General features: G+C 43.1%; 19 protein-coding genes. 6 read left to right on the top strand and 13 right to left on the bottom strand.

What is annotated here, in order from left to right; genetic code table 11:
• Nucleotides 1-67 precede the first annotated feature (67 nt).
• The 3 genes from QGN29_RS10120 to QGN29_RS10110 all read right to left on the bottom strand — a co-directional run bounded on the left by QGN29_RS10120 (nucleotide 68) and on the right by QGN29_RS10110 (nucleotide 2,721).
• Nucleotides 68-1,003: a hypothetical protein gene (locus QGN29_RS10120; RefSeq protein ID WP_310797737.1), complete on the bottom strand. Its 936-nt coding sequence runs from the start codon at nucleotides 1,001-1,003 to the stop codon at nucleotides 68-70.
• Between the two features lie 12 nt (nucleotides 1,004-1,015).
• Nucleotides 1,016-1,993, bottom strand: coding sequence for a diacylglycerol/lipid kinase family protein (locus QGN29_RS10115; protein WP_310797736.1), 978 nt, complete (start codon nucleotides 1,991-1,993; stop codon nucleotides 1,016-1,018).
• A gap of 158 nt (nucleotides 1,994-2,151) precedes the next feature.
• Nucleotides 2,152-2,721 (bottom strand): DUF2141 domain-containing protein, encoded by a 570-nt coding sequence (locus tag QGN29_RS10110; RefSeq protein ID WP_310797735.1) that lies wholly within the window; start codon nucleotides 2,719-2,721, stop codon nucleotides 2,152-2,154.
• A 240-nt stretch (nucleotides 2,722-2,961) separates the two neighbouring features.
• On the opposite strand from QGN29_RS10110, the gene lptF reads away from it, so the two are divergent.
• Genes lptF through QGN29_RS10085 form a run of 5 tightly spaced genes read left to right on the top strand, consistent with a single transcriptional unit; the run spans nucleotide 2,962 to nucleotide 8,615 of the window.
• The gene (gene lptF / locus QGN29_RS10105; protein WP_310797734.1) at nucleotides 2,962-4,152 is read left to right on the top strand and encodes an LPS export ABC transporter permease LptF; all 1,191 of its coding nucleotides are present in this window, start codon (nucleotides 2,962-2,964) and stop codon (nucleotides 4,150-4,152) included.
• Nucleotides 4,149-5,309 carry an LPS export ABC transporter permease LptG gene (gene lptG, locus QGN29_RS10100; RefSeq protein ID WP_310797733.1) on the top strand — a complete coding sequence of 387 codons (1,161 nt, stop codon included), beginning with the start codon at nucleotides 4,149-4,151 and terminating at the stop codon, nucleotides 5,307-5,309. The genes lptF and lptG overlap by 4 nt, the downstream gene beginning before the upstream one ends.
• Before the next feature lie 14 nt (nucleotides 5,310-5,323).
• Nucleotides 5,324-6,832, top strand: a complete 1,509-nt coding sequence (locus QGN29_RS10095; protein ID WP_310797732.1) for an oligosaccharide flippase family protein — start codon at nucleotides 5,324-5,326, stop codon at nucleotides 6,830-6,832.
• 2 nt (nucleotides 6,833-6,834) lie between these two features.
• The gene (locus QGN29_RS10090; RefSeq protein ID WP_310797731.1) at nucleotides 6,835-7,974 is read left to right on the top strand and encodes a hypothetical protein; all 1,140 of its coding nucleotides are present in this window, start codon (nucleotides 6,835-6,837) and stop codon (nucleotides 7,972-7,974) included.
• An 8-nt stretch (nucleotides 7,975-7,982) separates the two neighbouring features.
• Nucleotides 7,983-8,615 (top strand): hypothetical protein, encoded by a 633-nt coding sequence (locus QGN29_RS10085; protein WP_310797730.1) that lies wholly within the window; start codon nucleotides 7,983-7,985, stop codon nucleotides 8,613-8,615.
• A gap of 31 nt (nucleotides 8,616-8,646) precedes the next feature.
• Here the strand turns inward: QGN29_RS10085 and QGN29_RS10080 are convergent, their stop codons facing one another.
• The 7 genes from QGN29_RS10080 to QGN29_RS10050 form a co-directional block, all read right to left on the bottom strand.
• On the bottom strand, nucleotides 8,647-9,735 hold the full coding sequence (locus QGN29_RS10080; protein WP_310797729.1) for a hypothetical protein: 1,089 nt from the start codon (nucleotides 9,733-9,735) through the stop codon (nucleotides 8,647-8,649).
• 185 nt (nucleotides 9,736-9,920) lie between these two features.
• A complete protein-coding gene (gene ettA / locus QGN29_RS10075) occupies nucleotides 9,921-11,591 on the bottom strand; it encodes an energy-dependent translational throttle protein EttA (RefSeq protein ID WP_310797728.1) in 1,671 nt (556 codons plus the stop codon).
• 135 nt (nucleotides 11,592-11,726) lie between these two features.
• Nucleotides 11,727-13,550, bottom strand: a complete 1,824-nt coding sequence (locus QGN29_RS10070; RefSeq protein ID WP_310797727.1) for an ATP-binding cassette domain-containing protein — start codon at nucleotides 13,548-13,550, stop codon at nucleotides 11,727-11,729.
• A gap of 120 nt (nucleotides 13,551-13,670) precedes the next feature.
• Complete coding sequence (locus QGN29_RS10065; protein ID WP_310797726.1) at nucleotides 13,671-15,917, bottom strand: xanthine dehydrogenase family protein molybdopterin-binding subunit; 2,247 nt, start codon at nucleotides 15,915-15,917, stop codon at nucleotides 13,671-13,673.
• The gene (locus tag QGN29_RS10060; RefSeq protein WP_310797725.1) at nucleotides 15,914-16,378 is read right to left on the bottom strand and encodes a (2Fe-2S)-binding protein; all 465 of its coding nucleotides are present in this window, start codon (nucleotides 16,376-16,378) and stop codon (nucleotides 15,914-15,916) included. The genes QGN29_RS10065 and QGN29_RS10060 overlap by 4 nt, the downstream gene beginning before the upstream one ends.
• Nucleotides 16,379-16,466: 88 nt before the next feature.
• Nucleotides 16,467-17,234: a peroxide stress protein YaaA gene (yaaA, locus tag QGN29_RS10055; protein WP_310797724.1), complete on the bottom strand. Its 768-nt coding sequence runs from the start codon at nucleotides 17,232-17,234 to the stop codon at nucleotides 16,467-16,469.
• 11 nt (nucleotides 17,235-17,245) lie between these two features.
• Nucleotides 17,246-18,442: an MFS transporter gene (locus tag QGN29_RS10050; protein WP_310797723.1), complete on the bottom strand. Its 1,197-nt coding sequence runs from the start codon at nucleotides 18,440-18,442 to the stop codon at nucleotides 17,246-17,248.
• A gap of 115 nt (nucleotides 18,443-18,557) precedes the next feature.
• Here QGN29_RS10050 and QGN29_RS10045 point away from each other — a divergent pair, with 115 nt between their 5' ends.
• Nucleotides 18,558-19,841: a cystathionine gamma-synthase family protein gene (locus QGN29_RS10045; RefSeq protein ID WP_310797722.1), complete on the top strand. Its 1,284-nt coding sequence runs from the start codon at nucleotides 18,558-18,560 to the stop codon at nucleotides 19,839-19,841.
• An 86-nt stretch (nucleotides 19,842-19,927) separates the two neighbouring features.
• Here QGN29_RS10045 and QGN29_RS10040 read toward each other — a convergent pair whose 3' ends face one another.
• Genes QGN29_RS10040 through QGN29_RS10030 form a run of 3 tightly spaced genes read right to left on the bottom strand, consistent with a single transcriptional unit; the run spans nucleotide 19,928 to nucleotide 22,353 of the window.
• Complete coding sequence (locus QGN29_RS10040; RefSeq protein WP_310797721.1) at nucleotides 19,928-20,734, bottom strand: CheR family methyltransferase; 807 nt, start codon at nucleotides 20,732-20,734, stop codon at nucleotides 19,928-19,930.
• Entirely contained in the window at nucleotides 20,734-21,969 is a 1,236-nt protein-coding gene (locus QGN29_RS10035) for a protein-glutamate methylesterase/protein-glutamine glutaminase (RefSeq protein WP_375164703.1), read from the bottom strand. Before QGN29_RS10035 ends, QGN29_RS10040 begins: the two co-directional genes overlap by 1 nt.
• 15 nt (nucleotides 21,970-21,984) lie before the next feature.
• Nucleotides 21,985-22,353, bottom strand: coding sequence for a response regulator (locus QGN29_RS10030; RefSeq protein ID WP_310797719.1), 369 nt, complete (start codon nucleotides 22,351-22,353; stop codon nucleotides 21,985-21,987).
• Nucleotides 22,354-22,363 lie beyond the last annotated feature (10 nt).

The raw sequence follows: 22,363 nt of genomic DNA, 5'->3' as shown, positions 1-22,363 counted from the left end.
CTGACTTTCCATAAAGAAAAGGACCTGAAAAATCAGGTCCTTTTTTATTTTTAATGAGTTGATTTAATTACTTAAAAGCCTTACCGCGCATTTTCATAAAGACCAGTAGTCCCGAAATAATTGGAAAGCGCCTCATTCGCTCTGTAACTTCGATTTCCACACCAGAATGTCTTTTAATCTTCCAGGCAAGGTAATCAATACCTCCGTCAAATGTCATAGAAGCTTTCATAAGCCTCAAAATACTGACTATCTTTCCATTTCTAGCTCTTTTTTTCCAAAGTTTCTGTCCAACTTTCCTGTCCGCAAGTTTATCTTCAGGCCTTGCATCCCTGTTATAATTTGTTGTTTCTAACAGCTGGTTTGCAAGAGCATCATAAAATTCATCATAACGCTTTTTATCAAGCTCATATATTTCTAAGCCTTTCCCCTCAGGCTCAGAACGCACTTCAGACGCATAGGTTCTATTAAACGCCTCCACCCACAAAGAGTCGCTAGAGACATGCCCCTCAACCATCGGCAACGCATTCGCAAGCATTGTTAGGCAAGCTTGTTGGATCGCCCTCTGAAGACGTAAGCCTACTGACTTATCTTCTACAAGCAAGGGAACCGTAGGCTGACAGAAACGGGCCCAAATAGATACATTTAAGCAATCATCCTGCACCCGACTTTCAAAATCATCTAGCGATATCACAGCATATTTTGATCGAGTGACAACCGCGTCGATTTCAATTTCATGATAAAAGACATTCGGTGGTATCAGTTGATTTCCGCGTGCAAGCCAACTTTTCCCATATGCTTTCCAATAATCATCAACGATCACGTAAAAGTCTAATATTCTATCTTCAACTTCCCCCGTTCTCAGGCAGGAGCCATAAAATAGAACAGCAACAACACTGTCGCCGTATTTGCGTGCAATATCCTCTGCAGCTTTACGTGTGATCTCATTCACGGGCCTTTGCCACTCTTGCTGGATAAGCTCTGAAATGTGATATTTCGGTTCCATTCCTTTATCCATCTATAACCTCAAGAAGGCCATTTTTCTGTCCCCTCTCAAAATAATAGGCTTGCCTTCTGTCGGTTGAAATATCTCGCCGTCTAAGGTGACAGCATTGGTCGTATCAATACGAATTTCGTCACTATTTCGGGTATTGATGCCTTCCATTACCCTTTTCCCAAACCGGCGGGTTACCAAGCCAATTACAGCCCGTAAGAAGGACCGCCCATCGGGACGAATCATAGCGGCTTTTAAACCGCCTTTATCCACACTATTAAATGGTTTCAAACCAAGTAATAATTTATCAAGAGTGGTCACTGACATGATTGAAAATTTACCCGTAAAATGGCCGCTACCGAATACATGGATCGTCATATCATCGGATACCATAATACCTTTATGCTTACTCAAACCGAAGGCTGACAAAATCAAATTGATGATGGTCCAAGCATGGGCAAGTGGCAGAGGTATCTTTAAAGTATGTGCATAATTTCGGCACCAATGAATGGCCGGCACCACGCCAGCCCCTCCAAAGAAAGTCCCAACTTTAACATCTGACCCATCATTCATATCCAATTCGATCACGTTTTTTTCGACAATGTGATCCGCCATATCACCGCTTTTAGCAATGGCCAGAATTTTTCTCAGCACAGCATCTGGGGCACCCTTCACATTAAAATCCGCGCCCGTCATGTTTGTTTTGCCGCCTGGCATAATAGCAATGGGTGGTACTTTTGAGAGGATCTTTTTATGCAAGATCATGGCGAGAACAGCGCCTACTGTTCCATCGCCGCTATTAATGACAATGAGATCTGGGCCAACCCGCTCAAACAATTCCAGCGCCTCGCGAATAGATTCAATATGATCAAGTTCAAAATGGATGATATTTGAATGCTGCTCGATAAGGCGGCGTATGGCTGGCAACTTCCTTTGATTTGTAGTACTCAAAGGATTGCTGATAATAGCCACTAAAGGTGTATGACCGTTATCTTGACTCACCGTAATTCTCTACCCCACAAACATATTTAAATCACTGACTGCTCTGTATTTAATGGAAATTCTAATGAATTAAACTCAAAATTTACAGTATTTTTTTAGCCCAGCACCACAGTCCTTTAAGGTGCAGTCTACCTCTATTATTTAAAAATTGATAGCCTTTAGTGTCTTCTTAGTCGACGACGCCGGTCAACTTTCTTCTTATCACTACCGAAAATATAATTCATTTTTACGTTGATAGCGGTAACGCCACGAGGAATAGTCATGACGACCTTTTCATATTTTGGCTTACTTAAACCAAGTTTTGGATTATTTGAAAAGCCAAAGCCTTCAGAAAAGACATCTGCCTTGCCATTCGCATTTTTATCATGCATCACAGTCACAGCATAGTCTCCTGCATCTGGTATCGCGAGACAGATCATATTTTCTTTCTTTTTCGTTGGGACATCAACCTTAAACCCTTTGCCACTCTTAAGAAATTCTTCAGGTTTATTGGGATAAATATGAACTCTTATATTGCCCTCATCAGATCGGAGGTCGACAACATTCACGAACAAAAATGTGTCTGTTTGGTCCCGACCACAAGCGGCAAGGCTTTCTTTCTCAAGAGTTGATTGAGGAGAAAAAGATAAGGGAATTTTCTCGTCCGCCAGCGCTGTTATTGAAAAAAACGCCAAAACTGTAAGGCACATGGACCGCGCCTTTATACGGAGATGAGACTGTGTCAACATATGACCTACCCTATTGATCTATTATTTGGCCCTGCCTCTTATTAGAGCAGGATTTACTGTCGTCTATTCTTTTAACTGTTTGATGGTGGCAAAATTGTGTCCCTCTTACCCTCAAATGAAAATAATGTCACCCTGCTTTTGCCATATTACCCAGTCAATTAAATGTGAACATTAAAGATAAAAGAATACTTAATAATGAATGAAATTTAAAAATGGCTGTGCTACTACATTGACTTAGTTATGATTACAAAACTTGACAGATATATATTAAGACAGGTCTTTACGCCGCTAATGATGACATTAGCTGTGGCAGCCCTCTTGCTTCTGCTAGAAAAAATGTTGCGCCTCTTTGATTTTGTTGTCAATCAAGGAGGTCCTGTTGAGGTTGTCTTTGAAATGTTAGCCAACCTTACCCCCCATTATCTTGGCCTTGCTTTGCCCATAGGATTATTTTTGGGGATTATCATTGCATTTAGAAAAATATCATTATCAAGCGAACTGGATGCAATTACTTCTTCAGGTATCGGTTTACTGCGGCTAGTAAGGCCCCTTATGATGCTCGCCGTCCTTTTAATGAGTGTAAACATTGCACTTACCGGCTGGATCCAACCTCATAGTCGATATGCCTATAGCGATCTTGTCTTTAATCTTAGAAGTGGCGCATTAGGTGCCAGCATTAAAGTTGGTGAATTTGTTGAAATCGGCAGCATGACGCTTAGGATCGAAGAGTCTCGGAACGCAGGCGCCGAGCTGTTCGGCATATTTCTCGAAAAAAACAATGCTGATCAAACAATCATTGCGACTGCTGAGCGCGGCGGGTTTTTTGCGACTAGCAATGAAAATACAATTATTTTGAGATTATTTAACGGTGTGCTTGTTGACATGAATGAGAAACAGAATAAGCCACGTGTGCTTAATTTTCAGCAGCAAGATTTAGCGATAAAACTACCCTCGGCAGAACCATTCCGAATGCGGGGCGGCGCTGAACTTGAACAAACTTTACCTGAATTATGGATGAATAGTGGCGATACGACCCTTAGTGAAGAAGATCGGAACTCTTCCAGAGGTAACCTTCATTGGCGTCTCATGCATAATCTAACTTTTCTGATCCTTCCTTTTTTAGCGATTCCGATGGGCATCAGCAATAAAAGAACAGGAAAAGGAAGCGGCGTGGTCATTGGCTTGGCATTGCTCATCATATACAATGAAGTGATGGAAGGAATGGAAACAGCCATATCCTCAGCAGGCATGTCCCCCTTCCTTACTGTATGGGTATTATTTTCTGCCTTTGCTCTATTAAGTATAGTTCTCTTTAGAATAAGCGCGTACAAGGTAGGAGGAGATCCCCTTCTGTGGGTCGATAAAGCTTGGCAGGCAGTAAAAACACCGCTTGCAAAAGGAATGAAGAAAATCATGAGGATCAGAGGATGATAACTCTTCGCTCAATGAGACGTGCACTGCTGCCTTCAAAGACTTTGACGGTCTATGTTATCAAAATGTATATTGGACGTTTTCTAGGCATCCTTATAGGCCTGTGTACCGTTCTTCAAATGTTAGATCTTCTGGCGCAGGCAGATGACATTATGGCTGCTGAAGGAGCTGACTTTAGCTCTATCGTCTCCTATTTAATGATGCGCTATCCTCAGCTCATGACGCAATTCATCCCTTTTGTAGGGCTTTTAGCGACATTACTAACTCTTGCAACTCTTAACCAAAATAGCGAGATCATCGTCATGAAGGCGACAGGCCTATCTTCCCACAAAATTCTCTTACCCTTAGGTGTGGCTAGTGGGATTATAGCCCTCGCTCATTTTGCGTTTCATGACACCATCGTGACCAAAGCCAATGCGGATCTAGAATATTGGAAAGAGAATGATTTTGCCATTAATTTGCCCCCTGCTCCCGATGTTAGAGGAGCGGTCTGGTTAACCGAAGGGACAACTCTTGTCCGCGTTAATAAAGTCACAAAAGCAGGGTCACGAGTCATTTTGGATAATGTTTCCCTTATTGAGCGTGACGATCTTGGGCGCATGACACGGATGCAACAAGCAGATTTTGCTCATCATCAAGATGGAAAATGGACACTGTTTGGCCTTAGAAATTTCAACATCAATACCCATGAAACAACAGAAGTCGAACAACAGAACTGGACAATTCCGACCCCCCCTGAACGGTTTCTTGCTCTCACGGTGCGCCCGAAGCACGTGCCCTATAGACAATTGAGCAATTCAATTGATCAATTAGAGCGTGAAGGGCTACCAACGGACACACTAAAAGCAAGTCTCATGCAGAAAATAGCAGCGCCTGCCGCCATTCTTCTCATGCCTCTGCTTGGGGCCCTTGCTGCTTTTGGAGTGCATCGGTCAGGCAATCTCTTTATGCGGCTTTTTTCTGGAATGGCGATGGGTTTCTCATTTTTTGTGGCAGATAATTTTATGCTTTCTATGGGCGAATTCGGCGTTGTTCCCCCATTCATTGCCGCTTGGTCCCCCTTTATTTTATACTTATTAATCGGCTACGCTGTTTTGTTTAACACTGAAGAAGGCTCCTCTCCTCGCGTGAGACCTGCCAAAAGTCAGCCAGTATAATGGATAAAGATTCTATGGGGCAAAATACGGATCATCAAAGAGTTGCGTCAGGAGCAGGTGCTGTACTTTTAGGTCGGCTTGGCGCTCTAATCGAAGCAGTTTCTGTTATCGCATTCGCTTGGCTGTACGGAGCAGAGACTTTTGGTCTTTTTGCTTTCTTATGGGCAGCCATAAAAGTCATTGCTGCATTTACGGATGGTGCAATGACCACAGCCTTGCAACGCTATATTCCTCAGGCAACTGCCGCAGAGGCAGACAAAATTGCAGGCTTTGCTTTGAAAGCTAGTTTTCTCTTTGCTTTTAGTATCAGTTTAATAATTGTTTATTTCGCTAAAGATTTAGCCGCTGTTGTCAATGCGAATAACCAAGATAGTGAACAGCTTGTCTCCATCATGCGATTCTACGCTTTCACTCTTCCCTTTTGGACTCTTGTTGAGGTCTCTACAGCTTCTATTCGCGCGAAAAGGACTTTTGGGCCAGAAATAAAAGTCAGAATTTTTTATGAACAAATCCTAAGATTGATTCTGGGCGTCTCTTTGGCAGTTGCTGGAATGGTCAGTCATGGCTTATTCATCGCGCATTTTCTTAGTGTTTTTGTTGCAGCACTGTTTGGCCTCAAACTTGTCAAACAACATTATTCTATTTCTGAGGTCATAAGATCCCCAATTTTTAAAAAGTCTAATTATGAAGTCTTGATTTATGGCATGAATTTAATGCCTGCCAATCTTACAAAACGTATGTTCTCTGAAGTGCCTGTCATTCTACTCAATCAATTTTTACCAGGTGCTAGCGGCGCAGCTGCTGCAGGATATTTTGCTGTAGCCCGTAAAATTGCGAGCATCCTTCAAGTTATTCGTCTTACCTTTGAATATGTCATGGCCCCACTTGCTTCTGAAAAGAGAGCCCTGGGTGACCAAGAAGCTCTTAGTTCGATGTTTCAATATGCTACGCGGCTTTCAATTACCTTTGCCCTCCCAATTTGTGCCCTTCTAATTACCGGTCATTATGATGTTCTCGCAACAATGCCAAAAGAGTTTATGATCGCATCTACAGCAATCATTATCCTCTCTCTTGGACGAGCTCTTGAAGCCATGAGTGGGCCTTCAACCTCGATAATTGAAATGATAGGCCATCGCAGTTTATCGACTGTAAATAGCGCTGTCGGCCTCACTGTTATGTGTGTCTTGAGCTATTTATTCATTCCTAAGTATGGTGTCATAGGCGCTGCGATAGCCGCCACCAGCGGACTTAATACTACAGCTTGGCTAGCCATGCTTGAATGTATGATCACCTATTCAGTAAAACCTTATTCAGCTTCTCTACTGCGTCCAGTGGCCGTCAGTATTTTAAGCCTTTTACCTTTTCTCATTTGCATCCACTATAAATCATATTTAGACCCCCCATTTATGATTATAAGTGCCTTTACAAGTCTCTTCCTATCTATGGCACTCATCATGCGCTATGGACTCAGTGAAGTTGACGCAAAAAGCCTAGGGAAATGGGCTCAAGTTTTCAGGAGATAAACATGTCCACTATTCAGATTGAGCGTGTTGAAAGTAAAAAACAATTGAAGCGTTTCATCTCGGTTCAGTATGAGATCTATAAAGATGACCCTGCTTTTATCAAGCCTTTGATGTTTGAGCGTTTAGACGCACTTACTCCTGGAAAAAATCCTTATTTCGAGCATGCTGATCATATCTTTTATATCGCCGTTCAAGACGGGAGAGATGCGGGAACAATTTCAGCACAAATAGACTCTCTCGCCCAAGAAAAATGGGGACCAAATTTGGGACATTTCGGCCTTTTTGAAGCCGCAAATGAAAAGGTTGCCAAGGCCCTTTTTGCGGCGGCTGAAAATTGGTTGTCACAAAAGGGCATGAAACGAATGCAAGGCCCATGGAATCTTTCACCGAATGAACAATGCGGTATGTTAGCAGACGGATTTGATACACCGCCTATGATTATGATGCCTCACGGCCGACCTGACTATACCAAATGGACACAAGATCAAGGCTTTGAAGTTGTACAGCGCATGTTTGCTTATGGCTACGAAACCCAATCAGAAACGCCTGAAAAGATCAAAAAAATTGCAGCAATGGCCGACAAGAGTGATCGCGTCACTACACGTCAGTTCGATATGTCTCGTTTTGATGAAGAGCTCGCCCTTGTTCTTGATATTTTCAATGATGCTTGGGAAAATAACTGGGGTTTTGTCCCTATGACATCCGGCGAAATTGCTCATATGGCCAAGTCGCTGAAACCCATTGTAAAGCCCTATAGAACCTTGATTGCAGAACTAGACGGCGAAGCCGTTGCCTTCATCATCAATCTGCCTGATATCAATTCAATGATCAAAGATTTAGACGGCAAACTCTTCCCTTTTGGTGTGTTTAAACTCATCAAACGCCTCTTCTTAACAAAGAATACAGATATGCGCATACGTACGCCGCTCATGGGGATGAGGCAATCTATCCACGGCAATCGTTTAGGCATGGCCATGCTCTATAATATCATAGAAGAGGCTAAGCAGGGAGTCATTGAACACGGCGGTGTCTTCAGTGAATTTTCCTGGATTTTAGAAGATAATAAAGCCATGAATAACATGCTGACTCGTTTCGGGGGTGAGGTCTATAAAACTTATCATATCTATGAGAAAGCATTATAATCTATAGTATGGCGAAAAGACCGGAAAAGAAGAGTGAAACCATCGAAGTGAGAGTGTCTCATTCGGAGAAGTCTGCCTTTATGGAAGCCAGCAAAAAAGCAGGAATCACAGCCAGTGAATCTATTCGAACTCATATCTCTCATTCTCTAGATGAAAAAAAAATGAACCGAAGAAAAAGGCTGCCCTTCTTTCTTTGCCTCTCTGGATTAACGGCATTGTTATTGGCTTATTATCTTTACCGTTTACCTGTGAATGATAAACCTCTTTCAAATGCTCAAAAGGTCTTCACATATTTTGATCAAAATAAAGACGGCCTTCTCTCAATAAAAGATTTAAAGAATATTCCTGCTGAAGAAAATCAGGCTCTCTCGTGGTTGATTAATGCCGCCGACGCCAATCAAGACGGTCTACTATCGCCTACAGAATTTACTGGTTATTCTACGATCCTCATAGAGTTGAACCAATCCAAAGCGCACAGTGATTACGCCCCTTCGACACGCAAGGAAAAAGTCATTATCATCCCTCCACATCTAAGCCCTGAAGAAAGAAAAGCTTTTCTAGAAAAATACTCAAAGGACGCAGCCCTAAAAGCAGAGACTCTAGAAAAGCTTCAAAAGCTTCTTAATGCTATTAGTCAGTAAACATAGAGAAGAAAATACCTGTCTTAAACAACTAACGGTCTTTTCTTTTGTAGGTCTGCGTAATCCATTGTTTGAAGTCGATATCCAATTTCGCTACCGTTAATGGAATTCCCAAAACCTGACCTTTGGTCTCAAGCCAGCTAATAAAGGATCCCCCTTTTGACAGGCTTTCTGCAATCGAAGCAAAAACCTTCTTATCTCCTGTTTTTTCTATCAAATAATCAGCAAATCCTTGTGCTTGGAGATAGAAATTTAAGGGTGACCTTCCCCCTTTAGACTGAACATCCTCCTTGGAAAGGATCACGACTCCGCCTTTGGAGCGTCCTTCCGCAGTATTTTGGCGTGCTTTAATAACTTTTTTCGCTTGCTCGAAGGCTGGATGGGTCATAAAGAAAAACTCTTCCAGAGACCAAAGATCATCCAAGCGTGCCTCTCTAACAATTTCGCTTAAGCCCTGCCTTCTCTGCGCTTTTAAAAAAGGTGTTTCTAAAAGAACCGCAGCAATTTCATCCAACCAATCAGCAGCAGGTCCCCCATATTCTTTGGCCATATGCCCTGCTGACGGGCTTCCAATATCCATGAGATTATTCGGCCAATAGGTTTCTATAAAATATAGATGGCCCAATTCATGCGCGACCACTCCTTGGTGCAATTCATCTGCGCCTTCTTTAACGCCCTTTGCTTTCTGACTTGCTTTAAGAGACTGTTGAACCATGGCATCTAACTTAGCGTCCGTCAGGTTTGGCATTCTTTGTTTCAACTGTTGCCGGATACTTCTTTCAATAAGAGCTTTTTTGTCTTTTGGGGTTAACCAAGGCAGAACCACGGGATGATCCTGTCTGATGCGGCGTCTCTGGGTATCAGACACACTATTGCCAAGTATAATTGCCGCCTTCGGGGCGGGCCTGCCAAAATACGCTTCAAATCTTTTTGATGCCTCTTCTATAGCTGTTTCATAACCCGTCGTATTTCCTTTCATTCCAACCACAACACCCTGGTGAGATATTTCACAGTCTAACGTTGGCAGAGAACAAATCTCTTGCAAGGAATTTGGGGTTGATACTTTGCTTTCTTGTGCCCCCGTCAAAAGCATGGTGGAAGCTAATAATAAATGTAACATTGTTTTCTCGCTTTGTTATTCGTGTGGTCTCTTCATAAAAACCTCACACCGAAAAAACGAGGAAAAGCCTGTCAGGACAGCTCTATTTTTTAATATTTTCTTGTCCGGACAGGTTTTATGTCATCTAAAAATAAAAAAAGACCGCCCTTAAAGCAGTCTTTTCAGTGTCTTAAAAGATATTACTTTTAACGCTCAAATTTGCGATATTTAATTCGATGCGGTTGAGCCGCGGCGTCCCCTAAGCGACGCTTGCGATCTTTTTCATAATCTTCATAGTTTCCTTCAAACCATTCCACATGACTATCCCCTTCAAATGCTAGGATATGTGTAGCCAATCGGTCTAAGAAAAAACGATCGTGAGAAATGACCACAGCACAGCCAGCATAGACCTCTAGAGCCTCTTCAAGCGCTGCCAATGTTTCAACATCAAGATCGTTTGTAGGCTCATCGAGAAGCAACACATTCGCGGGTTCTTTCAGCATCTTTGCAAGGTGGACACGATTTCGCTCCCCCCCGGAAAGTTGACCGACCTTCTTTTGCTGATCACCTTTCTTAAAGTTAAAAGACCCAACATAAGCCCGTGTGTTAATCTCTTGTTTGCCAAAATAGAAGATATCATGGCCTTCTGAAATTTCCTGCCAAACAGTATTGTCACCGCCTAAGGCATCACGGCTTTGATTCACATACCCAAGCTGCACGGTATCCCCGATATCAACAGAACCAGCGTCCGGTGTTTCTTCGCCCGTGATCAACTTAAAGAGCGTTGTTTTACCTGCCCCGTTGGCCCCAATCACGCCGACAATGCCCCCAGGTGGGAGACTGAATGTTAAATCATCAAATAACAGCTTATCACCAAACCCTTTTGTCACGCCCTCAAGCTCAATCACTTTTGCGCCTAAACGCTCAGGGGGTTGGATTTTAATTTGAGCTGTCCCAGCAACAGCCTCTTTATTGGCATTCACTAATTCATCATAAGCTTTAATACGCGCTTTAGATTTTGCCTGACGGGCTTTTGGAGATTGCTTAATCCATTCAAGTTCACGGGTAATGGCACTTTGGCGTGACTTTTCTGAACGCTCTTCCTGTGCCATCCGCTTCGCTTTCATTTCAAGCCAAGCTGAATAATTGCCCTCAAATGGAATCCCTTTACCGCGATCCAGTTCAAGAACCCAGCTCACAACATTATCAAGGAAATATCTATCGTGCGTCACGAGAATCACACAGCCGTTGTAATTTTGTAGATATTGCTCTAACCAGGCGACGGTCTCTGCATCAAGGTGGTTAGTCGGCTCATCAAGCAATAGCATATCTGGCTTTTCGAGGAGAAGCTTACACAGGGCAACACGGCGCTTCTCACCACCGGACAACTTATCCACATCCCACTCACCAGGAGGACATCTAAGCGCATCCATAGCCACTTCTGCCTGACTTTCTAAGTCCCAAGCATCTTTGGCATCGATCTCTTCCTGCAATTCGCCCATTTTCGTGAGCAAATCCATGTTTTCTGGATCCATGCCATAATCGCCAGCTACTTGATTAAATTCATCAACTAATGCTTTCGTCTCAGCCAAACCTAGCATAACATTGCCCATGACATCCAAAGATCCATCTAATTGTGGTTCCTGAGGCAGGTAGCCAACTTTAGCGCCTTTACCAGCCCAGCAGTCACCCCCGTGTTCTGTCTCAATACCAGCCATGATTTTCATGAGCGTCGATTTACCGGCGCCGTTGTGACCAATGACAGCAATTTTTGCGTCTGGGAGAAAGTTCAATGTGATATTATCAAGAACTGTCTTACCACCAGGGTAAGTTTTCGTCAGATTTTGCATCTGATAAACAAATTCAAAAGAAGCCATTATATATCCTTGAGTAATGGGGCCATAGGCCCTTTGTGTCTTTTATTTGGTGTGTTTTTAGTTCAAAAGGGCATGAGACACAAGCAAAGAATATCTATGTCACTCTTACTAATCTGATCCAGAGATCTTGATAAATTATGACAAGCTATCCTTTAATTCCTCTAGTTCAAGCCAACGCATTTCCTTCGTCTCAAGTTCTTCTTGTTTTCGGTTGAGGTCTGCATTGACCTTTTGAAATTTTTCAGGGCTCTTTGAATAAAGCTCAGGATCTGAAAGCTGTGCTTCAAGATCACTAATTTGCATAGAGAGCGTTTCAATTCCTGCCGGAAGCATATCTAATTCACGCTGATCCTTATAGGAAAGCTTTTTACTTTTCTTTGATTGAGCAGTCTCTATGGAGATAACTTTTTGCGAAGTGGCTTTAGTCGATGGCTTATGAATAGCCACAGCCTCTTGATCATACCTAGTAAGTTCAGTTTCTTCATAATCAGCATACCCGCCAGCATATTCTTGAACACCGCCCTCGCCATCAAACACAATGGTGGATGTTACAATTCTGTCAATAAAATCTCGATCATGAGAAACCAACAATATCGTCCCTTTATACTCCATAAGAACTTCTTGAAGGAGGTCCAGTGTATCCATATCAAGGTCGTTGGTCGGCTCGTCAAGTACAAGAAAGTTTGAAGGCTTTATCAAATAAGTCGCTAAAAGTAACCGATTGCGCTCACCACCCGAAAGTGCTCCGACAGGTGTATCAGCTTGATCTGCTCGAAAGAGAAAATCTTTTAAGTACCCCATTACATGTTTTTTATCGTCCCCAATGGTGACCCAGTTTCCGCCGCCACCTGTCACCGTATCACGAACAGACATAGTGTCATCTAAGTTATCACGGCGTTGATCCAAGTATAGAGTATCCAAATTGGTGCCAATACGCACAGACCCGCCGTCACTCTCTATTTCCCCAGTGAGACATTTGATAAGAGTTGACTTCCCAGCGCCGTTTGGGCCAATAATACCAATACGATCCCCGCGTTTAATTCGAATAGAAAAATCAGAGAATAATGTGCGGCCTTCATAGGACTTCTCTATGCTCTTCGCCTCGATCACCATACTGCCACTTTTACCACCTTCAACAGTTTGAAGATTGATACTGCCTGTTTGCTTACGCTGAGCAGCGCGGTCAGCACGCATATCATAGAGGCGGCGTAATCTGCCTTGATTTCTTTTCCGGCGTGCACTTATGCCTTCTACCGCCCATCGACTTTCTTCTGCAATCTTTTTATCTAACTTACTGCGCCGCATTTCTTCATTGGCTAATTCTTCGTCCATCCATGCGTCAAATTTATCAAATCCAGCATCAAGACGTTTCACCACCCCTCTATCCAACCACAAGCAAGCGGAGGTTACTTTTTCTAAAAATCGACGATCGTGAGAAATCAATATAAAAGCCCCACGCCATTTTTGAAGAAAGCCCTCTAACCATAAAATGGTATGAATATCCAAATGGTTTGTTGGCTCGTCAAGAAGCAGCAAATCAGGTTCTTGAATAAGCGTTTTTGCTAATGCCGCTCTTCGAAGTTCTCCACCCGAAGCGCTATCAGGTGTAGCGGTCGCATTGACAGATAGGTCTTCAACAAGCACATCCACACGGTAGGTTTGATCTGCTTCATCAGTGGGCAGTCCATCTGCAATATAATCATACAGTGTTTCAAACCCTTTTGCGTCCGGCTCTTGAGGTAGAAAAGCCACTGACGCGCCTGGTTGCCACCAAATATCACCACTATCAGGCTCAACTTGCCCAGCGATGATTTTCATCAGAGTTGATTTCCCCGTACCATTTCGCCCCAATAAGCAAAGACGATCTTGCCCGCGAATATGCATGTCGAGATGATCAAATATAGGATCAACACCGTGAGATAAGGAAATCGTATTTATACTGAGAAGTGGAGGCGCCATTTGGAGATACTCTTTCTAAGGCCTATCACCTGATAAGCTTCATAGGGTTATGGCTGTTCATAAATAAAAAGTCACCCCAAAACAAGCTTAGGGTGACATCTTTTCTTTTCTCGGCTTAGTTTACCCCTTAAAGGGTAAGCGTTTGATCCGCTGACCATTCGCCGCAAAGATAGCATTTGTTATGGCTCCTGCAACAGGGCTCACTCCGGGCTCACCGACACCACCTGGAGAGGCTTCACTATCAACAATATGAACCTCAACATGAGGGGCTTCATCAATCCTTGGTAGAGGGTTCGTGTCGAAATTGCCTTCAACAGTGCGGCCATTTTCCATGGTGATGGCACTATGGAAGAAATAGGCCATGCCAAAAACAACGGCCCCTTCCATTTGAGATTTGATGCGATCAGGGTTAACTGCAACACCGCAATCAACGGCAATCCAAGCGCGCGGGATTTTTATGCCGTCCTGAGATGCATCAGCCTCAATGGCACACGCAACAAAACTATTGAACGAGCGAAACACAGCGAGGCCTATCCCTTTTCCATCTTTACTTTGATCATTTTCATAGCCTGCCATTTCTGCAGCTTTGCGGAGCACATGCTTAAGTCTGGCTGTATCAAAAGGATGATCTTCAGTGCTATTTCCGTAATTGTCATAGGTTGGCATGCCTTCAGACTTAATATCAACAATTCGATCAGGCCCAATCAATTCAAGCCATGTCTCAAGCTGGTTTTTCCCTGTCTCAGCAGCAATTTCACCGACCATAGAGCCCGCAGCGAACCCTTGATGAATACAATTTACTGATCGCATCCACCCCACGCGGGTCATTGTCTTCGCCTCACAAGATTCCACAGACATATGGTCTAAATCAAAGGGTAAATCCCCTGCACATTGGCTCAACTCGAAAGCGCTTGGCCCATTTGCACGCGGGTCAAATGTTCCCCCAATCGCGGGATAGGCTGCACGGTGACGCCATGTAGTAACTTTCCCATTTTCATTAAGTCCCACATCAATCTGCTGTGCTGAAACAGTATGGTAGTAGCCGTGCTTCATGTCATCTTCGCGAGTCCAGATCACCTTAACCGGCTTGCCCATTTCTTTTGCCAGGAAAGCAGCTTCTGCAGAAAAGTCTGGTTTCGACTTACGTCCAAAGCCAGCGCCTAAGAGAGGAGAATGAGATGTCACTTTCTCTTTTGGTACGCCGCAGTAAGCTGCAGCCATCTGCCTTGACCTTTGCGGTGTTTGCGTAGAGGCAAATATCACGCATTCACCGTTTTTCCATTCAGCGACAGCTGCTGGTGGCTCAAGATGCTGATGACTTTGGTGAGGAATATAATATTGGCTTGAGAGGACTTTAGAAGCCTCTTTCAATCCTTCTGCGCCGTTACCAACTTTACGAAGTGGGTTGCCACCCTTTTCTATACTCTCCCACAAAGCTTTTTCATAAGTATCAGAAGAATAGGAGGCGTTAGCCCCATCATTCCAGTCGATCTCAAGAGCGTCTCTCGCCTTCATTGCCGCATAAGTATTGGTGGCAATCACTGCGATCCCACCGAGAGGCATAAAGCCTGATGGAAATGCTTGGTCGCGCATTTTAATGATTTTAACAACACCTTTAACTGCTTTTGCTGCTGAATCATCATAGCTTTTGACAACCCCACCTGGGACAGGAGGACGTGCAATCACAGAATATAACATACCTTCTAAGCGAATATCCTGGGCATAGAGCGCCTTACCGTGAGTAATATCATGCATATCAAGAATTTGTCGTGGTTTACGAATATGCTTGAATTCACTTCGATCTTTTAGCTTAACAGCATCATCAACTGGAGGTTTTTCAGCTTTAGCTTTTGTAACAAGATCTTTGTAAGCAACCTTTTTTGAACCTGCAACGATAAAGCCATTGTCTGCTTTTACGCCCTTGAATGGGACGCCGAAATGTTTTGCCCCCGCACTTTCTAGCATCATCCTTGCTGCGGCAGCGGCTTTTCTTAAAGGATAATAGTAATTTCTAATTGACCGGGATCCGTCCGTATTTTGAACGCCATATTTTTCATGGCCTTCAGCCTGTAGGAAATCAACGTCATCCCAATTGACCTCAAGTTCATCGGCTATCACCTGAGCCAGGCCTGTGCGCGTGCCCTGCCCCATCTCGACCCGGTGGATCATAATCTTAATTTGTCCATCTGGATGAATAGAAAAATAAGCTGATGGCTTAAAGGCGTCGCCATTATTTCCCTCATCAATCAAGAGATCTGCATAAACTGACGTGGATGCCAGCGGAACAGAGAGAACCAATCCTCCTAGTCCTTTCAATACCTTACGCCGAGAAACATCGGATGAAATATTCTTTAAGAAAAGTGTCATGATACTTCTCCATCAACAACTGCCTTGATAGCTTGCTTGATCCGTTGATATGTACCACAGCGACAGATATTGCCCCACATAGCTTCGTCAATTTCTTGTTCACTAGGATTAGCATTTTGCTCAAGCAAAGCAGCCGCTGTCATGATTTGGCCTGCTTGGCAATAGCCGCATTGCGGTACATTATAGTCTCCCCACGCCTTTTGAAGCTTGTGCTCCATATCCCCGCGAGCAAGGCCTTCAATGGTCGTTACTTTGGCGCCGTCTTCAATATCACCCAGACGGACCTGACAAGATTGCATATTCATATCGTTCACATGCACCGTACAGGCACTGCACTGGCCCACACCACAGCCGTATTTTGTTCCCGTAAGTCCTGCGATATCCCTAAGATACCACATGAGTGGCATATCGGAATCTTCTTCATGTGATATGTGCTGACCATTTAATAAAAATGATGGCATTTGCCCCTCCCAAGTAAGCAATAAAAAAGGGATGGTATCATGAAATATGCCATCCCCAAATAAAACATTTGTTTAGTCTTTAAATAATTTAAGGTTGTTGGCGAGAGAATATCCATTGTGTCTCTGAAGACGATTCAGGGTCATAGGCATATCCTTCTAGTGCAAAGCCTTTTAAAGTCTCAGGATTGGTTATTTGATTATCAATGATCCACCGTGTCATTAGGCCCCTAGCCTTTTTAGCCAGAAATGAAATCACACGAGATTTACCCTCTTTAATTTCTTTGAAAGTTGGTGTGATTACAGGTCCATTTAAAAGCTTAGGTTTGATAGACTTGAAATATTCATTTGAGGCTAAATTAATAACAGCATCCCCCTCTTTCAGGCTTTTGTTGACTTCATTTGTAATCGCATCTCCCCAAAACTGATAAAGATTTTTGCCTCTAGACGTCGGGAATTTGATCCCCATTTCAAGCCGATAAGCCTGCATTAAATCCAGGGGCTTCAACAGCCCATACAAACCAGATAAAATGCGAACATGCTCGTTAGCAAAAGCACGATTCTGTTCTGTCATTGACGGCGCATCTAAGCCCACATAAACGTCCCCCTTAAAGGCATCAAGGGCGGGGCGTGCATTGGTCGTGTTAAAAGGCGTCTCAAAAGCTTTGAAGCGTGCAACATTCAGCTCTGCAAGAGCATCTGAAATTCCCATCATCGACTTCAAATCTTCAGTGCGTAATTTGCGTGCGACTTTTATTAACGTTTCACTTTCACCTAAGAGTGCTGGACTCTCTCCTCCTGATTGAAAATTTTCACTTTCGAAATCCAATTTTTTAGCAGGGGACAATACTACAAGCATCGATAAATCCTTTAATTTTCAAGATCATGGGCTGATTTTCTAAACAAAACTGTTATAACAATAGCTACAATTAGGAGGCTAAAAGCAATCTGATTAACTGCCTGCCATCCAAGCTCCATTAATATATACCCAACCCCTAAAGAGGCAAGAGCCATACTGACAACAACAGCCGTCTCATTCAGTCCTTGCACTTTACCACGTTCACTATTTCGATATGTTTTTGTTAGCAAAGAACTACCCGCTACGAAACAAAAATTCCAAGCAATTCCCAGTAAGATCATTGAAAGAGTGAAGTGCCAATACTCGATACCCATAAGGGCCACAAGAAAAGCAAGAGCAAAAAAGATATGCCCCATCGTTAGGACATTAATGACACCAAATCGGATAATCAATGTCCCTGTAATTAAGCCAGGTAAAAACATACTCATGGAATGCATACTAATCACATCTAAATTTGTCTGGTCTGTAAACCCACACTGCGTCATTGCCAGCGGTGTTGCTGTCATAACAAACCCCATCATAGCATAACCAAAGGAACAGTTAACCAATGCAACCCAAAAAGCCTTTTGCTTCATAATAATTGAAAGAGATCGTGCAGGCTTTTCAGCCATATCCTCTGTTTCTATAGCACTATACTTATGGGTCGATCCCATTAAAGCATAAGGTATTTGTAAGGCGAGCATAACGATCGCTGCATAGGCAAAAGCCCCAACAACAGGTTCCTCTGGAAAAAGCTCAAGCGAATATCGTGACACGATGGGTGCAATGACACCTGCAAAGACCGACCCGACTAGAACGTAAGAGATCGCTTTGGGAGCTAGGTCAGGCTTAACGCTCTCTGCTGCTGCAAATCGAAAATAAGAACCACTGGCTTGAAAAACTCCAAAGAGGAACATACCAAAACAGAAAAGATAAAAACTCTGATCGAATATGGCTTGAACTGCAATGAATGACCCAATAAAACCAAAAAGGCTACCTAGTCGGAAGCCCATACGGCGCCCAAATTTATCCATAAACAACGACATCATCCCTGTAGACGTAGCAGACCCTATAATCGCGGATGTCACAGGAAAGGTCGCCATCCATGCAGCAGGAGCTAGTTTTGCGCCAACCACAGGACCGAAAGTTAACATGCCTATTACAGAAGAAATTGCTATGGCTTGCGATAAAATTAGCAAGCCAACATTTTTGTTCAATACGTCGCCCATACAAGAATCCCTAAATTTTCATCACCATACATTAAATTATTCCTTGCACCAGAAACAATTATTCGTGATATAGACCCAAAGGGTGAGATCTTAAGGGTGAGACGAGGACAATAGAATGAAAAAAGCATACCGTAAAAAAACGCTCGGTGATCGAGTATTGAAACCAGAGACCCAAATGATGGGTTATGGCTATGATCCAAAGCTTTCTGAAGGCTCTTTAAAGCCACCAATTTTCATGACTTCAACCTTTGTGTTTGATAGCGCCCAAGATGGGAAAGAATTTTTCGAGCTTGCCTACGGAAAGAGAGAAGCCAAACCTAACGAGGAGAGCGGCTTAATCTATAGCCGGATTAACAATCCTGATTTAGAAGTTTTAGAAGATCGCCTCGCTTTATGGGAAAATGCCGATAAAGCACTAACCTTTTCCAGTGGCATGTCAGCAATTTCGACGACTCTGATGGCTTATTTAAGACCTGGTGATGTGATTGTTTATTCTGCTCCCATCTATGGCGGCAGTGAATATCTTATAAGAAATATTTTACCTGAATACGGTGTTCAAAGTGTCGAATTTGAAAGTGGCTTTGAAGAGATGACCTTGGCCCCAGCTTTAGAGCAAGCAAAATCCAAAGGACGTATTTCCGTCATTTATGTTGAAACGCCTGCAAATCCAACCAATGGCCTTGTTGACCTAAAAGAATGCCAGCGTTTAGCCGACGAAATTGCTTTGCAGCAAGAAGGGCACCGCCCTCTTGTAATTGCAGATAATACATTTCTAGGGCCCGTATGGCAAAAAGCTTTAGAATGCGGCGCTGACATATCAGTCTATAGCCTCACGAAATATGTGGCAGGCCACAGTGATGTTGTAGCTGGTGCTGTTGTAGGCTCTGCAGAGCTTATGGGGCCTGTAGCAGGCTTTAGAACAATTCTAGGGACCATGTGCGATCCTCATACAGGATGGCTCATCATGCGCAGTCTTGAAACTTTAAAAATTCGCATGGAGCGCAGCGCCGACAATGCTCGCATCATTGCCAACTACCTCAGAAATCACCCAAAAGTAGAAAGCATCAATTACTTGGAATTTCTACCTGAAGAAAGTCTTGCTAGAGAGATCTTCGAGCGTCAGAGTGAAAGCGCTGGGTCAACCTTTAGTTTTGATATCAAAGGCGGTGAAGCAGAATCTTTCAAAGTTCTCGATAACTTACAGATTATTAAACTGGCCGTTTCTCTGGGAGGCACAGAAAGTTTGATGGAACATCCCTTCAGCATGACACATTCTGATGTCGATGATGATGTTAAACGCCGTCTTGGTATTAGAAATGCCTCACTTCGGTTATCTGTTGGCATTGAAAATGTCGATGATCTGATTGCTGATATTGAACAAGCTTTAGACCATATCTAAACAAGAAAAGCCACGCTATCTTGCGTGGCTTTTTTATTCTGATCTTTGCCAGACTTTGCAGAAATATCCTACTAAATCTAAAGGCGCTAGCTTGGTGTATACATGCCCCGTTGACCCTTAACAGGTTGAAATTTATCAGTAATTCCAAGCACTGTTTCTGCCGCACCTAAAAATAATGTTCCATCATCAGCTACGTGTCGACGCATTCGATCTAAAACATCGCCCTTAGTTTCTTGATCAAAATAAATCAAAACATTCCGGCAGTAGATTACGTCAAAGTTACCTAAAGTCGTGAAACTACTTAACAGATTAAAGGGACGATAAGAGACCATATTACGGATTTCATCGTTTAGTTTCCACACGTCACCGTCTTGCTCAAAATACTTAATGAGCATTTGGATTGGCAGACCACGCTGAACTTCAAATTGACTATAATGTCCTTGCTTGGCTTTGCTGAGCACTTTTGTACAAATGTCAGTACCAACAATTTCAATTTTCCAATCTTTCCACTTATGCCACTGTTCTTTTAAGATCATTGCCAGTGAATAAGGCTCCTGACCTGTTGAAGCTGCTGCACACCATATCCTCAAGCGCTTTGTCGGTCTGTTTTTTTCGATGACTGGCAAAACCTGATTTTTAAAAAGATCAAATGGTGTACTGTCACGGAAAAAGAAGGACTCGTTTGTGGTCATCGCCTCTGTCACTTCAACGTTCAGAGCTTCGTCACGAGACATTTTAAAGCTTGCGATAAAGGCATCTAAAGTATCATGACCATACTTTCTAGCAATTGGAGTCAACCGACTTTCCAATAGATACACTTTATCCTGTGTAAGCATTAACCCTGAACGCTCTTTTAGAAATTTTGCTAAAAATTCAAAATCATTTGGGCGCATTAATAGCCTCCATCGAGCTGTTTCTCAGCTTGTTCACCTAACTCATCAATGGGTGTTACTTTAGAGCATAACCCTGCTGTAGATACAGCGCCAGGCATTCCCCAAACGACACTAGATGCTTCATCTTGAGCAAATACTGTCCCCCCATTTTTAACGATATCTCGAGACCCTTTTAAACCATCATGCCCCATACCTGTCAGTATAACGCCAAGGATACGATCTCCATAAATCTCAATCAAACTGCGATACATAGGATCAACAGCAGGTCGGCAGAAATTTTCTTGCGGTCCCTGATTAAGAGTTACTTTAACTTTGCCATCACCTCTAACAAATTGCATGTGCCAATCACCAGGAGCCACATAGACATGTCCCGGCATTAAAGTGTCACCCTCTTTTGCTTCAGCAGAAGGCCAGCCTGTAGCCTCTCCAATATGCGTTGCCAAAATAGCAGTAAAAGTAGCCGGCATATGCTGTGTAATGACAATGGGAACACTTGGTTTCTTTTTGAACCCTTTAAAAAACTTCATCAACGCTTGGGGGCCGCCAGTGGAAGACCCAATTGCCAAAATTTGAGGTTTTGTCCGTGCCGCCTTACGCAATTGTATTGCAGAAGCGCTTGAGGTCGATTTCACCTCAGTTGTTTGACGTGAGGAGACAACTGCGGGCTTAACTGCAGGACGGGATGGCGCAGCAAAGCCAGTAGGACGAGCTGTCGGTCGAGCAAAATTAGTCGCAGCAGGTTTTGTCGAGCTATCCTTAACTTCAGGAACACCTTTTTTCTTTCGACTGCGATTTGCCCAAGCTTTCACCTTCTCAACAATTTCCCTACGGAAATCAATAGAAGCATTTACGGAACGCGCTGTTTCAGGTTTAGGCACATAATCCACAGCACCGTGCTGCATCGCTCTCAAACTGACTTCGGCATTCCGTTTTGTAAGGGTAGAAGCCATAATAACCTGTAAATCAGGCCTCAGTTCAATCATTTTAGGTAAGGCAGTTAGACCATCCATTACCGGCATTTCAATATCAAGTAAAACAACCTCAATCTGAGGATTATCCTTCAACATACGCACAGCCACTTCACCATTATTGGCTGTTGTGACGACTTCAATCGAAGAATCTTCTGATAAATAACGACAAATAAATCCACGAATTATTGCACTATCGTCGACGACCATTACTTTAACGGTGTCGCCAGCGGGTGCTGTAGTTTGCGATGATAATCGGTGAGAAATCACGTTTTAATACTCTTACAGTAGACCAACTTGAGAAAATTTCGCTTCAATAATCTCACGGTCAAAAGGTTTCATTATATATTCATTAGCACCAGCTTCGATGGCACGACGGATATGGGACATATCATTTTCTGTTGTACAAAATACAACAATCGGCTGAGTTTGAATATCAGAACTTGCTCTCAAAGCTGTCAAATATTCAAGACCATCCATAATAGGCATATTCCAGTCAAGCAAAACTGCATCTGGTGTATTGGCAACAGACTTATCTAGGGCATCTCTACCATCAACAGCCTCTTCTACTGCAAAGTTCAATTCTTCAAGAATTCGCCTTGCAACTTTTCGAATAACTTTAGAGTCATCCACTACTAAACAGCTTTTCATCAGTTCCTCC

Origin of the sequence: Temperatibacter marinus, assembly GCF_031598375.1 — a bacterium.
GTDB lineage: Bacteria > Pseudomonadota > Alphaproteobacteria > Sphingomonadales > Kordiimonadaceae > Temperatibacter > Temperatibacter marinus.
This window is presented reverse-complemented; position numbering and strand designations above follow the sequence as displayed.

Bases quoted from the DNA above. Each gene is read 5' to 3' on its own strand.
- yaaA (WP_310797724.1), bottom strand. From the start codon at position 17,234: ATGCTTGTAGTATTGTCCCCTGCTAAAAAATTGGATTTCGAAAGTGAA.
- QGN29_RS10030 (WP_310797719.1), bottom strand. From the start codon at position 22,353: ATGAAAAGCTGTTTAGTAGTGGATGACTCTAAAGTTATTCGAAAAGTT.
- QGN29_RS10070 (WP_310797727.1), bottom strand. From the start codon at position 13,550: ATGGCGCCTCCACTTCTCAGTATAAATACGATTTCCTTATCTCACGGT.
- QGN29_RS10120 (WP_310797737.1), bottom strand. From the start codon at position 1,003: ATGGAACCGAAATATCACATTTCAGAGCTTATCCAGCAAGAGTGGCAA.
- QGN29_RS10085 (WP_310797730.1), top strand. From the start codon at position 7,983: ATGGCGAAAAGACCGGAAAAGAAGAGTGAAACCATCGAAGTGAGAGTG.
- QGN29_RS10090 (WP_310797731.1), top strand. From the start codon at position 6,835: ATGTCCACTATTCAGATTGAGCGTGTTGAAAGTAAAAAACAATTGAAG.
- QGN29_RS10040 (WP_310797721.1), bottom strand. From the start codon at position 20,734: ATGCGCCCAAATGATTTTGAATTTTTAGCAAAATTTCTAAAAGAGCGT.
- lptG (WP_310797733.1), top strand. From the start codon at position 4,149: ATGATAACTCTTCGCTCAATGAGACGTGCACTGCTGCCTTCAAAGACT.
- QGN29_RS10080 (WP_310797729.1), bottom strand. From the start codon at position 9,735: ATGTTACATTTATTATTAGCTTCCACCATGCTTTTGACGGGGGCACAA.
- QGN29_RS10110 (WP_310797735.1), bottom strand. From the start codon at position 2,721: ATGTTGACACAGTCTCATCTCCGTATAAAGGCGCGGTCCATGTGCCTT.
- lptF (WP_310797734.1), top strand. From the start codon at position 2,962: ATGATTACAAAACTTGACAGATATATATTAAGACAGGTCTTTACGCCG.
- QGN29_RS10065 (WP_310797726.1), bottom strand. From the start codon at position 15,917: ATGACACTTTTCTTAAAGAATATTTCATCCGATGTTTCTCGGCGTAAG.
- QGN29_RS10095 (WP_310797732.1), top strand. From the start codon at position 5,324: ATGGGGCAAAATACGGATCATCAAAGAGTTGCGTCAGGAGCAGGTGCT.
- ettA (WP_310797728.1), bottom strand. From the start codon at position 11,591: ATGGCTTCTTTTGAATTTGTTTATCAGATGCAAAATCTGACGAAAACT.
- QGN29_RS10060 (WP_310797725.1), bottom strand. From the start codon at position 16,378: ATGCCATCATTTTTATTAAATGGTCAGCACATATCACATGAAGAAGAT.
- QGN29_RS10050 (WP_310797723.1), bottom strand. From the start codon at position 18,442: ATGGGCGACGTATTGAACAAAAATGTTGGCTTGCTAATTTTATCGCAA.
- QGN29_RS10045 (WP_310797722.1), top strand. From the start codon at position 18,558: ATGAAAAAAGCATACCGTAAAAAAACGCTCGGTGATCGAGTATTGAAA.